Source organism: Gallibacterium faecale (genome assembly GCF_027920745.1).
Lineage (GTDB): Bacteria > Pseudomonadota > Gammaproteobacteria > Enterobacterales > Pasteurellaceae > Gallibacterium > Gallibacterium faecale.
This window is the reverse complement of the sequence record NZ_JAQIBB010000123.1, coordinates 1-14,122: the sequence shown is the minus strand read 5'-3', so window position 1 is coordinate 14,122 and position 14,122 is coordinate 1. Positions and strand designations below refer to the sequence as shown.

At 38.4% G+C, this 14,122-nt stretch carries 9 protein-coding genes; 1 reads left to right on the top strand and 8 read right to left on the bottom strand.

Annotation, left to right across the window (positions count from 1 at the left end; genetic code table 11):
• Positions 1-2: 2 nt before the first annotated feature.
• The 8 genes from PF272_RS12360 to mltF all read right to left on the bottom strand — a co-directional run bounded on the left by PF272_RS12360 (position 3) and on the right by mltF (position 9,982).
• Positions 3-779: a peptidylprolyl isomerase gene (locus PF272_RS12360; protein ID WP_271142990.1), complete on the bottom strand. Its 777-nt coding sequence runs from the start codon at positions 777-779 to the stop codon at positions 3-5.
• A gap of 188 nt (positions 780-967) precedes the next feature.
• On the bottom strand, positions 968-1,621 hold the full coding sequence (gene rluA / locus PF272_RS12355) for a bifunctional tRNA pseudouridine(32) synthase/23S rRNA pseudouridine(746) synthase RluA (protein WP_271142989.1): 654 nt from the start codon (positions 1,619-1,621) through the stop codon (positions 968-970).
• Positions 1,622-1,624: 3 nt separating this feature from the next.
• Positions 1,625-4,543 (bottom strand): RNA polymerase-associated protein RapA, encoded by a 2,919-nt coding sequence (gene rapA / locus PF272_RS12350; RefSeq protein WP_271142988.1) that lies wholly within the window; start codon positions 4,541-4,543, stop codon positions 1,625-1,627.
• Positions 4,544-4,802: 259 nt separating this feature from the next.
• Positions 4,803-5,702 (bottom strand): Hsp33 family molecular chaperone HslO, encoded by a 900-nt coding sequence (hslO, locus tag PF272_RS12345; RefSeq protein ID WP_271142987.1) that lies wholly within the window; start codon positions 5,700-5,702, stop codon positions 4,803-4,805.
• Between the two features lie 80 nt (positions 5,703-5,782).
• Complete coding sequence (gene nhaA, locus PF272_RS12340) at positions 5,783-6,958, bottom strand: Na+/H+ antiporter NhaA (RefSeq protein WP_271142986.1); 1,176 nt, start codon at positions 6,956-6,958, stop codon at positions 5,783-5,785.
• A gap of 167 nt (positions 6,959-7,125) precedes the next feature.
• On the bottom strand, positions 7,126-7,767 hold the full coding sequence (pyrE, locus tag PF272_RS12335; RefSeq protein WP_271142985.1) for an orotate phosphoribosyltransferase: 642 nt from the start codon (positions 7,765-7,767) through the stop codon (positions 7,126-7,128).
• A gap of 11 nt (positions 7,768-7,778) precedes the next feature.
• Complete coding sequence (gene rph, locus PF272_RS12330; RefSeq protein WP_065234667.1) at positions 7,779-8,498, bottom strand: ribonuclease PH; 720 nt, start codon at positions 8,496-8,498, stop codon at positions 7,779-7,781.
• A 44-nt stretch (positions 8,499-8,542) separates the two neighbouring features.
• A complete protein-coding gene (gene mltF / locus PF272_RS12325; RefSeq protein ID WP_271142984.1) occupies positions 8,543-9,982 on the bottom strand; it encodes a membrane-bound lytic murein transglycosylase MltF in 1,440 nt (479 codons plus the stop codon).
• 155 nt (positions 9,983-10,137) lie between these two features.
• Between mltF and purL the strand changes: the two genes are divergently transcribed.
• Positions 10,138-14,046: a phosphoribosylformylglycinamidine synthase gene (gene purL / locus PF272_RS12320; protein WP_271142983.1), complete on the top strand. Its 3,909-nt coding sequence runs from the start codon at positions 10,138-10,140 to the stop codon at positions 14,044-14,046.
• The last annotated feature ends 76 nt before the right edge of the window (positions 14,047-14,122 follow it).

Sequence of the window (14,122 nt, the reverse complement as noted above, 5' to 3'; positions counted from 1 at the left end):
TCTTATTTCTCATTCACTTGTACTTTTGCTTTTTGACGTAGAGATTCTACGTATTGTGCAATTTTTTGTTGAGTAAGATTGTTAACTAATGTGCCTCTAAGTTGTTCAAATGTTGGGATACTTACAGGACGTTCATCTTGAACTTGGAGAATATGATAACCAGCTTGTGTTTTGATTGGACCAGTAAGTACATTTTTCTTCGCATCTTTTACTGCTTCAGCAAAACCTGGGATAAAGTCATTACCATTACGCCAGTTTAATTCACCGCCATCAGTAGCTGCGTTAGTATCAATAGAGAATTTTTTTGCGGCATCAGTAAAGCTAATTTTATTTGCTTTTAAGTCAGCAAGAATTTCTTTTGCTTTAGCTTCATCTTTTACCACAATGTGGCGAACACGATATTCACGGCTGTCAGATAAGGTTTTAACGATATTATCGTAAGCTCGAGTAAGTTCTTCTTCAGACACTTGGTTTTTGTTTGCCCATTGTTGCAAGAGAGTGTTAATTAATACATTTTCGCTAGCTCCTTGCATATTAGCTTTGATATCTGCTTTTTTATCTAAGCCTTGTTTTGCTGCTTCTTGTAATAAAACATCACGATTAACTAATACATTAATTGCTTGTTTTCTTTGATCTGCGGTTGGTTTATCGATACCGAGTGTTGCGAAAATATTGGTCACATCATTATCTGAAATTGCTTTACCATTTACAGTAGCAACATCTTTTGCCATTGCAGGTAGAGCTAAGCCAAGCACGATAACTAATAATAAACGTTTCATCTGTTGTCATCCTTTTTTGTAAAAAATTGAAATTGCTTAGTCTGAATTGACGATGCTTTGCAGAACATAGCAGCTTATGATACCAGTAATTGAGAGAAAAGATCACACTTAATAACAAAAATTAGGAAGGTAAGTTGAAAATTTTTAAAAAATTTACAGGTTTATTGATAATTTTATAGCCCAGCGGATTAAAATTCCGCTGGACAAGAGAATGTCATTGATTCTTTAGTGATTGGGTGAGTAATGGTTAAGCTTTCTGCGTGTAAGCATAAACGGGATGACATTGCTCGGACAGCTGGTGGTGAATAAAATTTATCGCCCAAAATAGGATGGCCTAATGCAAGCATATGTACCCGCAGTTGGTGTGAGCGTCCTGTAATTGGGGTAAGTTTTACGCGAGTGGTATTATTCGGGTAACGAGCAATCACTTCATATAAGGTAGTCGCTTTTTTCCCGACCAGAAAATCAATTCGCTGGCGAGGTCGATTTTCCCAATCACAAATTAATGGGAGATCAATTTTACCGCAATCTTGTTCTAGATGCCCCCAAACTAATGCTTGATAAAACTTTTTCGGTTCTCGTTCTCGAAATTGACGCTTAAGTTCTTTTTCTGCTGCTTTAGATAAAGCAAACAACAAGATACCACTGGTTGCCATATCTAAACGATGTGCAGGTTCAGTAAAGCCAAACTTCGCAACAACGCGGGTCATTGCACTATCTTGATATTGTGGCTGATTCCCTGGAACGGAAAGTAATCCACTCTGTTTATTAATTACTGCAATATGGTTATCTTGATAAAGAATATTTAAACCAAGTGGTGGTTGATAGTCGATTAATGCCATAGATTACTCTTTATTACTAATAATTACACGTAAGCTATCCAAACGCCAACTTGCTGCTTTTAATTGGTGTAATGATTGTTGGATAAGCTGTTCTAGCTGTGTAATTTCATCTGGACGAATATTTTTATTAACATCTTGTAATGCGGTGAGTCGATTCAACTCAGCATATAAAGTTTTATCTGCATTTTCTGTTGCTTGTTGAATAATCTCTGCTGCTTTTGGTTCAATCATAGTTTGTGACAATTTGATTAAACGCTCTACATCAGGCTTGGTCATTTTGACCATCTTATTCGCAACGTTTTTATTAATTGGTTTAAGTTGTTTCTCTAACCCTTTAAATGATACCTGCGGTGCAAGATCATTACCTTTAATATCCAACAATAAACGTACTGGTGTTGGCGGTAAGAAACGAGTGAGCTGCAACTCTTTTGGCGCTTGAGCTTCAACAACATAGATTAGCTCAAGCAATAAGGTACCCGCTGGCAACCCTTTATGTGGTAATAGGCTTACTGCTGTTTTACCAATATCGCCAGAGGTAATTAAATCAATTCCGTTGCGGACCATTGGGTGATCCCAAGTGAGGAATTCAAGATCTTCACGGGCAAGCGCTAATTGACGATTAAAGGTTACGGTAGAACCATCTTCTTTTAATCCTGGAAAATCAGGGACTAACATATGGCCGGTGGGTTGAATAACGATAGAATCTTCGCCTAAATCCTCTTGTTCTAACCCAATGACATCAAATAGATTTAAACAGAAATTGATAAGCTCAATTTGACCATCTTGCTGTTCAATATCCGCAGCAAGTTGTTGTGCGTGTTCGCCACCATTGGAGTTAAGTTCTAATAGACGATCTCGCCCTTGTTCTAATTCTTGTTGTAATTCGGCTTTTTCTGTAGCCACTTTTTCAATAAATTGATTAAATTGTTCACTATCTAATTCTGATGCGGTTAAGAAATCTTGTAATTGTGAACCATATTTAGCGAATAGTGTCGCTCCCATTGGACAAGTTTGTTCAAATGCACCAAGACCTTGTTGATACCAATCCATTAATACCATTTGTGGTGTTTGGTTAAAGTATGGCACATAAATTTGAATATCTTTATTTTGTCCAATACGATCCAGACGGCCAATAGATTGTTCCAACACATCAGGATTGAGTGGTAGGTTAAATAACACTAAACGGCTTGCGAATTGGAAATTACGACCTTCAGATCCAATACTGGAGCTTAATAAAACTTTTGCACCATCTTCTTGCTGAGCAAAGTAAGCTGCGGCACGATCACGTTCTACAATCGACATTTTTTCATGGAAAACGGCGGAGCGGATACCTTCTTTTTCGCGTAAAATCTTTTCGAGCTGTAATACGGTACTGGTTTGTTGGCAGATAATTAAGACTTTTTCTTGGTTATGATTTTTTAAGAAAGTCAGTAACCATTCAATACGTGGATCAAATTCCCACCAAGCAGCATCTTGATTTAATTGTTGGAAGATCATCTCTGGATAGAGTGAATCGTGCTTACTTTGTTGATTGAGTAAGTTCACAACTTTTTGAGCATTCGCATATTGTTTAGGAAGTTCAAGTTTAATTTGATGCAAAATCCGTTTTGGGAAACCTTTCACCGCTTGACGCGTATTTCTAAACAGTAAACGGCTAGTACCATGGCGATCAACTAAATTGGCCATTAATTCATTTTTTGCTTCACGAATTTGTTCCGCATGACTGTTAGCGCCATTAATTACGCGTAATAGCGGCTCAATGTCTTGTTCAGCTAATAATTCAGTTAATGTGTTTTGTTCTTCATTGCTCAATTTATGCTCAGACAATAAGCTATTTACTGCATCGGCAACGGGACGATAGCTTTTTTGTTCCGCGATAAACGCGTTGTAATCATAGAAACGATTTGGATCGAGTAAGCGTAATCGTGCAAAATGGCTCTCTTGGCCAAGTTGTTCCGGTGTAGCGGTTAAGAGTAATACAGAAGGTGTTTTTTCGGCTAATTTTTCTACAAAACGGTAAGCCTCACTGGGTGCATCAACGTGCCATTGTAAGTGGTGGGCTTCATCAACAATTAACATATCCCACTGAGCATCAATCGCTTCTTGCATACGATTAGGTTGTGTCACTAACCAATCTAAAGAACAAATAACTAAAGATTCGCTTTCAAATGGATTCACTTTAATACTGCGTCCATCTTCATCTTTACGATCAAAATCTTGGCAGCGTTCTTCATCAAATAATGAAAAGTTAAGGTTGAAACGACGCAACATTTCCACTAGCCATTGATGTTGTAGTGTTTCTGGTACAAGAATAAATACACGTTGTACACGGCCAGAAAATAATTGTTGCTGTAAAATCATACCAGCTTCTAAAGTTTTCCCTAGTCCCACTTCATCTGCTAATAACACGCGCGGAGATAAACGACTACCAACTTCTTGTGCGATATGAAGTTGATGTGGAATTAAACTGGCTCTTGTACCCCGTAAACCACGTAAAGGTGATTGAAATTGCTGTTGTTGATGTTGCAACGCTTGATAGCGAAGCGAAAATCGGTCGTTACGATCAATTTGCGCAGAAAAAAGACGATCTTGCGGTTTACTAAAGGTAATTTGATGAGCAAGTTCGATCTCTTTAATTACCACTTCTTGTTGTGTGGTTAAATTTTTAGCGAGATATAACGCAATACCATGATTCTCCATCACATCAATCACTTCAGCTTGCCAACCTTCATGATGACTAATGGTATCTCCGATTTGAAATAGGACGCGGGTCATTGGCGCTGCAGCAACAGAATATACTCTTGTTTCATCTGCGGCAGGAAATAAAAAGGTTACAGTACGGTTATCCACCGCAGTTACTAGGCCTAAACCAAGGTTATTTTCACTTTCACTAATCCAACGTTGTCCAATCGTAAATGACATAGTTTTTGTTCTTCTCTCGTTTGTACTAATCAATCATAAAAAATAAGGGCGGATTGTACTCTGAATAGCGTTGAAAGCCAAAGGATTTGCGTTTAATAACAGTGAATTTTTTCGATAAGAAATAAGTGTGTTATGTAGCATAGATGTTTTATTTAATTAAAAGATGCTACTTCTGTTAAGACAATAATAGATTTTAACCTTACTTTCTTACAAAGAATAATTTTAAAGCTACATTTTTTTGCTATATTTTCTATTTTTATTATAAAAATGGCGCATATTTATTACAATGTAAGCTTTGTTGTTTAATCTCTCTTACCATTTGTTCAGTAAACACATAATGCTTACCACAACATTCACATTGCATATCTAATGTTGGCGTTTCAGCAAAGATTTCTGTTATTTCTTGATCAGAGAGTAAACTAATTGCACCGCTAGAACGTTCTAATGAACAGCCACAGAAAAATTGCGTGTCGTGTGGTGGATAGATCTCTACGGTTTCTTCATGATAAAGACGATAAAGCATTTCTTCAGCGGTTAAACCAAACAGCTCCTCATCTTTTACTGTTGCAGTTAATGTTGCTAAGTGTTCAAAATCGTCTGGGGAACCTTGTCCATCAGGCATGATTTGCAACAACATTCCTGCAGCCACAGCTTCGCCTTGATATTCACCAAAATGTATAAAGAGTTGAGTTTGTAATTGTTCAGAACGAATAAAATAATCTTCTAAACATTCGGTGATTGTTGGCTTATCTAGAGCAATAACGCCTTGGTAACGTTCACCTTCATCTGGAATAATTGAGATAACCAAAACTGCTTTACCCACCATATCGGCAAGTGTCATTTCGTCAGTAATTTCTCCTTGCAGGCGAGCTAAAGCACGTAGTTGTTGTTGGTCATTTCCATTAACTAAGGCAAGCTTTAAAGGTCCATCGCCTTGGATTTGTACCGTAATATTGCCCTTAAATTTTAAAGTTGCAGTTAATAGACTGGTTGCAACCAGAAGTTCACCCAATAAATTTTGTACTTTACGTGGATAATGGTGAGTATTTAATGTTTCAGTAAAGGTTTTATTTAAACGAACCCATTCACCGCGTACAGCACGGTTTTTAAATAAAAAGCGATAAAGTTTATCGTTATCCTGTGTATAAGTTATTGTCATAAAAATGTCCTTCAAAAAAATCCCACCCTATATAAGGCTAGGTTATAGATTTACAAGTAATGGTCCGCAAAGAATTGTAGTTATTTTTTTGTCGTTACAGATTTTAATGTGATGAAACCTAAAATCGCAGATAAGGTAGAAGCGGTTAAAATACCTATTCTAGCTAAAATATTTAAATCATGGGCTTCTTCTTCAAATGCTAAACCTGATAAGAACATCGACATCGTAAATCCAATTCCACATAACAGAGAAACAGCGAAAATATGGCGGAAATGAACTCCTTCAGGTAATTTAGTTAATTTTAGTTTGATTGAAAGATAACTTAAACCAAAGACCCCAACGGGTTTACCAATAAATAAGCCAAGTAACACAGCAAATGGTAATGGTGAGGCGAGAGTTTGCCAATTTACCCCATCGAATGAAATTCCTGCATTGGCGAAAGCAAATAGTGGCAAAATCATAAATGTAACCCAAGGAGATAGACTGTGTTCTAATCTATGGACGAGATTTTCTCCACTTTTGGCTTTTAATGGGATCGCAAAACCAATAATCACCCCTGCCAACGTGGCATGCACACCTGATTTTAATACACATACCCAAAGGATCAGACCCACAACACCATAAGGGGTAAGGGAGCTGATTTTATAGCGATTTAAGAGAAATAACACAATAATTGATAAAGCTGCACCAACTAGAGCAACTGTACCTAAATCACTTGAGTAAAAGATAGCAATAACAATGATGGCACCAAGGTCATCAATAATAGCTAAGGCAAGTAAGAATATTTTTAATGCAGGTGGGACATTTTTACCAACTAACGCCATAATCCCTAGAGCAAAAGCAATATCTGTTGCCATAGGAATAGCCCAACCTTTGGTTAATTCTGGGGTAGCAATGGTCGCAAAATAAAAGAATAAGGCAGGAACGATCATCCCGCCTAATGCAGCAATCGCAGGAAATAGTGCAGTTTTATAATTGGACAATGAACCAGTAAATAACTCTTTTTTAACCTCTAAACCAATTAGTAAAAAGAAAATTGCCATCAAGCCATCATTAATCCACAGTAATAGTGGTTTTTGTAAACGAAACTCTCCAAATTGGAACGCCATAGTGGTATGGAGTAATTGTTGGTAGAAATCGGCGGTAATGGAAAAGTTAGCTAAAGTAATGGCTAAGAATGTAGCGATGAGAAGCAAGATCCCACCAGCGGGCTCACTACTAAAAAATTGTTGCAGACGTTGAGATAATTTTTGCATTGATACTCCCTAGCTAGATAAAAATAATAAAAACAGATGTTTAGTAAAAACACTAAACCAAAAGAAAATTTATAAAAATAATAGAGTGGGGATTCTTTATACTACATTATGGTGAGTCATTTGTGAAATTTGCAGACCACCTAGCAAGAGGCTAGGTGGAACGAAAATTAAATCCCGTATTGCTGGCTATATGCAAGCATTTTTGGTAGGAACTCAGCGTATTGGCTAGATTGTTGTAAGTAAGCTAATAAATCTTCAAAAGTAATAATTGAATTCACTTTGCAATGATAATCACGTTCTACTTCTTGGATCGCGGAGAGATCGCCTTTGCCTCGCTCTTGACGATCAAGCGCAATCATTACGCCAGTTAATGTTGCTTGATGAGCTGCAATTAACTGCATTGATTCACGAATCGCTGTACCAGCGGTGATCACATCATCAATAAGGAGCACTTTCCCTTGTAATGGGCTACCAATTAAATTGCCCCCTTCACCATGATCCTTGGCTTCTTTGCGGTTGAAACAAACGGGTTTATTAATAGCAAATTGATGATAAAGTGCGACAGATGTTGCGGTTGCAATCGGAATTCCTTTGTAAGCAGGTCCAAAAATTAGGTCATAATCTAATTGTTGAGCTTGGATCGCTTCGGCATAAAAACGACCAAGTTTGGCTAAATCTTCCCCAGTGTTAAATAATCCGGCATTAAAAAAGTAAGGACTCACTCGACCAGATTTTAAGGTAAATTCTCCAAATTTTAGAACTTGGCGACTTAAAGCAAATTCAATAAATTGTTGTTGATAAGCTTGCATATTTTTTCCTATTAAGCCTGTTGTAATGCTGCTTTTTGTGCTTGATTGATTTGTTCAATACCTTGTTTTGCCAATGCTAATAACTCTAGAAGTTCATCATGACTAAATGGTTCGCCTTCAGCAGTGCCTTGAATTTCAATCATTTTACCTTCATCAGTCATTACAACATTCATATCAGTTTCGGCATTGGAATCTTCAATATATTCTAAATCACAGACTTTTTGATTCTCTACAATTCCTACGGAAACGGCAGCAACTAAACCTTTAATTGGGTTTTTAGTTAATGTGCCATTATCTAATAAGGTTTGAATCGCATCATGCAGTGCTACTGCAGCACCACTAATCGCTGCGGTACGTGTACCACCATCAGCTTGAATTACATCACAATCTAAAGTGATAGTGCGTTCACCGAGTAATTCCAGATCAATCATTGCTCGTAATGAACGACCAATAAGGCGTTGAATCTCCATAGTACGACCGCTCTGTTTTCCTTTGGCTGCTTCTCGTTGGGTACGAACGTTAGTTGCACGAGGTAACATACCGTATTCAGCTGTAATCCAACCTTGATTTTGACCTTTTAGGAAGCGAGGGACGGAATCTTCAATAGAAGCATTACAAAGCACTTTCGTATCACCAAATTCGATTAAGACAGAACCTTCTGCGTGTTTTGTATAGTGGCGAGTAATTTTTATTGGACGCATGGCGTGATTAGCACGATTGTTCGGGCGCATAGAAAATCTCCAATTTTATAAAAATGGGCGTAATTTTAGCACAATTACAGTGGTGTTTGGTTAATTTCAGGCAGATTTGTTGGATCTGGCAATTCATCATGGGATTGGCTTTGTTCCTGAATTCGATAGTAATTCACAATACTATTATGATAGCGGCGAATATTTTCGACATATTGATAAGCTTCATAACCACGGGCATATCCAAATTTTAATTTGCTGTAATATTTTTTATCAGCCAGTAATGGTAGGTTTGCCTTAACATCAAGCCAATTATTCGGATTACCGCCTAGACTTTCGGTTAAGCGGCGTACATCGAGTAAATGACCTAAGCCTAAGTTATAAGCAACTAATGCAAACCAAATACGATCTTCCTGAGCGATAGTTTCAGGCATCTTACCTAATAGCATATGTAAATATTCTGAGCCAGCTTTGATACTTTGCTCAGGATCATTACGATCATCAATTTTCATGCGCTCAGCTGTTTCTTTGGTCAGCATCATAATGCCTCGTACCCCTGTAGGCGAAGTAGCATTTTCATCCCAATGTGATTCTTGATAAGAAATGGCTGCAAGCAGTTTCCAATCTAGTTGATTTGCATATTGTTGAAATAGCGGTAAATAGGTAGGAAGTGTATTCTCAATTGCTGCAATATAGGTTCGTGCATCAACATAATCAAAACGTGAAAGATGACTAAAATATTTTTCCTCAATACGAGAGATTAGCCCCGACTCTTTCGCATTATTCATAAAATCGAGGAGTGCAGCCTGTAATTCATTGTAAGGGTTATGAGGTAGATACCAATTCACGGAAGTTTCTTCTGTTAAATCAAAACCGACAGCTAATACAGGTTTGACTTGCTGAATAGAAGCGACATCAATTGAGCTTGCAATCGTGTAATCTGCTTTACCATCAGCGACAGCAAGTAATGCCTCTTCTGGTGAGAGCGTTGTATCGACCTGCCATTGCAGATCAGGATATTGTTGTTTTAACTGTGATAATTTTTTTTGTAGATCAATGTTATTCGTAATTAATAACTTGCCTTTTAGTTGCCCTAAATCGTATGGGCGAGCAGTATTCTTACGATAGACTAGTTGCCATGATGAAGAGTAGTAACTTGGGCCAAGTTGAAAATGTTCGGCTTTTTCTGGTTGATACATTAAATTTGCCGCAGCAAGATCAATTTGATTCTCTTCTAATGCCTGTAATAGCGTTTCGGAATTTTCAAATGTCTGTATTGTAAGTTGTACACCGAGGTAATCTGCAAAAGCTTTGGTTAATTCATATTCGAGGCCAGCCGCCCCATTCGCATTTACAAAATAAGAGAATGCGTTATTGATGGTACCAACAACTAACTCATCACGTTTTTTTATTGAGGAATAGAGATTGTCATCAGAACGCATAATTTTTTGCCATGGAAATACCATATCAATAGCCCATAACAATAGGGCAAAAGCTAAGATGATACGAATTGATAACCCTTTCAAATAGACCTCAACAGATGCTGTTCAAAAGTGCGCATTGTATAAGATCTAATCGGTAAGTACAAATCAAGTGTTACGCAAACGTTTCCGTTTTGAGTTCAACTTAGGTATAATATGCCCCGATTTTTTTCTTTAATTTACAGTTAGGTAATAATGCTATGATGCTGATTTTCCGTGGTGCGACCGCGCTTTCTGATTTTCGACTCTCCCGCCTTTCATCACAACTTGCAGAACAACAAATTTCACTGCAACGCTGCACGACAAATTATCTCTATTTTGTGGAAGTAAAAAATCCACTGAATCAACAACAAATTGATCATTTAGTTCAGCTATTTGAGGCAAATGCTGTAATGAGTTTCCCTGCAGTACAAGGAGCAGATAATTTCTTACAAGGTCAAATTGTGATCCCGCGCATTGGAACTATCTCACCATGGTCATCAAAAGCAACAGATATTATTCATAGTTGTGGATTAAGAGATGTGGTGCGTGCAGAACGAGGAATTTTATATCATTGTGAATTTGCCACAGCACTTGATGCCACACAACAAGCACAATTTGTGAAGTTAATTCATGACCGAATGATGGAAGAGGTTGTAGAAGATTATCAACGTCTAACCGAAATTTTCGCACAACAAGATCCAAAACCACTAAAAACTGTAGATTTATTAACTGGTGGTCGAGCGGCATTAGAAAAAGCGAATGTAGAACTTGGTTTAGCTTTGGCAGCAGACGAAATTGATTATTTACTTGAACAATTTACCCAATTAGGTCGTAATCCAACGGATGTTGAATTATATATGTTTGCTCAAGCTAACTCAGAGCACTGTCGTCATAAGATTTTTAATGCAGATTGGACAATTGATGGTGAAGCACAACCAAAATCATTATTCAAAATGATTAAAAATACTTATGAAAAAACACCAGATTATGTACTTTCTGCATATAAAGATAATGCGGCTGTGATGGAAGGTTCGCCAGCAGGTCGATTCTTCCCAGATCAAGATGGAACATATCGTTATCACACAGAGCAAATGCCAATTTTAATGAAAGTAGAAACCCATAATCACCCAACAGCGATTTCACCATTCCCAGGTGCGGCAACAGGGTCTGGTGGAGAAATTCGTGATGAGGGCGCGACTGGTCGAGGCTCAAAACCAAAAGCAGGGTTGGTCGGTTTCTCTGTTTCTAACTTGTGTATTCCAGGCTATAACCAACCGTGGGAAGGTCCTTTATCCAAACCTAATCGAATTGCATCAGCGCTAGAAATTATGTTAGAAGCGCCGCTTGGTGGGGCTGCGTTTAATAATGAGTTTGGTCGCCCATCATTGTTAGGTTATTTCCGTACTTATGAAGAGAAAGTGAATAGCTTTAATGGTGAGGAAGTTCGTGGTTACCATAAACCAATTATGCTCGCTGGTGGAATGGGGAATATTCGTGAAGAACATATCCAAAAAGGTGAAATTCCAGTAGGTGCAAAATTGGTTGTTCTGGGTGGACCTGCGATGAATATCGGGCTTGGTGGGGGCGCAGCGTCCTCTATGGCTTCGGGAAAATCAGCAGAAAATCTTGATTTTGCTTCCGTGCAGCGTGATAACCCAGAAATGGAACGCCGTTGCCAAGAGGTTATTGATCGTTGTTGGCAAATGGGCATGGATAATCCAATTTTATTTATTCATGATGTGGGTGCAGGTGGTTTATCTAATGCGATGCCAGAGTTAGTACATGATGGTGGTCGTGGTGGTCGCTTTGAATTACGTAAAATTTTAAGTGATGAACGTAATATGAGCCCATTAGAAATTTGGTGTAATGAATCGCAAGAGCGTTATGTATTAGCGGTTGATGAAGAAAAATTACCTTTATTTGAAGCATTGTGTGCACGTGAAAAAGTGCCTTATGCAGTAATTGGTGAAGCAACGGAAGAACAACATCTCACCTTACATGATGACCATTTTGCTAATAAACCAATTGATTTACCAATGAATGTGTTGCTTGGTAAAACACCAAAAATGCAACGTAATGAGGTTTCAAAACAAGTACATTCACCAGCATTAGCAACTCAACAGATTGATTTAACGGAAGCATTACACCGTGTATTACGCTTACCGGTTGTTGCTGAAAAAACTTTCTTGATTACGATTGGCGACCGCTCTATTACGGGGATGGTGGCACGTGACCAAATGGTTGGTCCATGGCAAATTCCAGTCGCGGATTATGGTATGACAACTGCAAGTTTTGATACTTATCATGGCGAAGCGATGTCAATCGGAGAACGTGCACCAGTTGCATTATTGGATTTTGCCGCATCTGCACGTTTAGCTGTTGCTGAGGCAATTACTAATTTAGCACCAGTAAATATTGGTGAATTAAAACGAGTCAAACTTTCTGCCAACTGGATGTCAGCTGCAGATCATCCAGGAGAGGGAGTAGGGTTATACCAAGCTGTTAAAGCCATTGGCGAAGAACTTTGTCCGGCTTTGGGATTAACGATTCCAGTGGGTAAAGATTCGATGTCAATGAAAACCACATGGCAAGAAGATGGGCAACAAAAAACAGTAACTGCTCCGTTATCATTAGTAATTAGTGCGTTCTCACGCGTAGAAGATGTGAGAAAAGCGGTAACTCCACAATTACGTACAGATAAAGGGGCGAGTGAACTTATCTTATTAGATCTTGGCGAAGGAAAGAATCGTTTAGGAGCAACAGCATTAGCACAAGTTTATAAACAATTAGGTGATAAGCCAGCGGATGTAGAAAATCCACAACGTTTAAAAGCTTTCTTTGATGCAATACAGCAGTTAGTACAAGAACAAAAATTATTGGCATACCATGACCGTTCTGATGGTGGTTTAATTGTGACCTTAGCGGAAATGGCTTTTGCGGGTAATTGTGGTGTAACCATTGATATTGAGAAATTGGGCGCTGATGATTTAGCCGTACTCTTCAATGAAGAATTAGGTGCTGTATTACAAATTCGCCAACAAGATCACCAAGCGGTTTGGGAACTCTTAAAGTCATATCAACTAGATCAGATTGCGACAGTATTGGGCCATGTTACGACTGATAATCAGATCATTGTAAGACGTGGTGAGAATGTTGTGTTGCAACAGAAACGTTCAGAATTACGTCAAATTTGGGGTGAGCTCACCTGGCAAATGCAACGTTTACGTGATAATCCGGCTTGCGTAGATCAAGAATATGAAGCAAAACAACAGGCGGATAACCCAGGATTATCGGCAAAATTGAGTTATAACCCAAGTGAAGATGTGGCAGCGCCATATATCGCGGTGGGTGTCAGACCAAAAATTGCGATTTTGCGTGAGCAAGGTGTAAATAGTCATGTAGAAATGGCAGCAGCGTTTGATCGCGCAGGCTTCCAAGCATTTGATGTGCATATGAGTGATTTAAGTTCTGGTCGCCATAATTTAGTGAAATTTGATGCATTAGTTGCTTGTGGAGGATTCTCTTATGGCGATGTATTAGGTGCTGGTGGTGGTTGGGCGAAATCTATTCTGTTCCATCATGATTTACGTGAACAATTTAGCCGCTTCTTTGAAGATCAAAATAAAATTGCATTAGGCGTATGTAATGGTTGTCAGATGATTTCTCATCTAAAAGAAATTATTCCTGGCGCTGACTTATGGCCTAAATTTGTACGCAACCGCTCAGAACGGTTTGAAGCCCGCGTGGGATTAGTGAAGATTAACGAAAATAATTCACTTTGGTTTGCGGGAATGGCAGGTTCACATATGCCAATTGCGGTATCACATGGTGAAGGTCGTACAGAATTCGCATCACCACAACAAATTGCGGAATTACAACAAAATCAACAGATCATAGCTCAATATGTAGATAATTACATTAATGTGACAGAACAATATCCAGCTAATCCAAATGGTTCTCCATTAGGGATTACTGCAATAAGTAATAAGGATGGGCGTATTGCAATTATGATGCCTCATCCAGAACGTGTCTTCCGTAGTGTGACTAACTCGTGGTATCCAGATGACTGGAGTGAAGATGGGGCGTGGATGCGTTTATTCCGTAATGCACGTGTTGCATTAAAGTAAAAGTTAAGCAAAAAGTATGGAAATTAGACGTTTCGTTGAAAAAAACAGCGAACAGTTAAAAAAATAAAAAATGGGG

What these genes read in the sequence shown, in the direction of transcription:
- rapA (WP_271142988.1), bottom strand. Translation starts at nt 4,543, where the DNA reads ATGTCATTTACGATTGGACAACGTTGGATTAGTGAAAGTGAAAATAAC.
- rph (WP_065234667.1), bottom strand. Translation starts at nt 8,498, where the DNA reads ATGCGCCCGAACAATCGTGCTAATCACGCCATGCGTCCAATAAAAATT.
- rluA (WP_271142989.1), bottom strand. Translation starts at nt 1,621, where the DNA reads ATGGCATTAATCGACTATCAACCACCACTTGGTTTAAATATTCTTTAT.
- purL (WP_271142983.1), top strand. Translation starts at nt 10,138, where the DNA reads ATGATGCTGATTTTCCGTGGTGCGACCGCGCTTTCTGATTTTCGACTC.
- PF272_RS12360 (WP_271142990.1), bottom strand. Translation starts at nt 779, where the DNA reads ATGAAACGTTTATTATTAGTTATCGTGCTTGGCTTAGCTCTACCTGCA.
- pyrE (WP_271142985.1), bottom strand. Translation starts at nt 7,767, where the DNA reads ATGCAAGCTTATCAACAACAATTTATTGAATTTGCTTTAAGTCGCCAA.
- nhaA (WP_271142986.1), bottom strand. Translation starts at nt 6,958, where the DNA reads ATGCAAAAATTATCTCAACGTCTGCAACAATTTTTTAGTAGTGAGCCC.
- hslO (WP_271142987.1), bottom strand. Translation starts at nt 5,702, where the DNA reads ATGACAATAACTTATACACAGGATAACGATAAACTTTATCGCTTTTTA.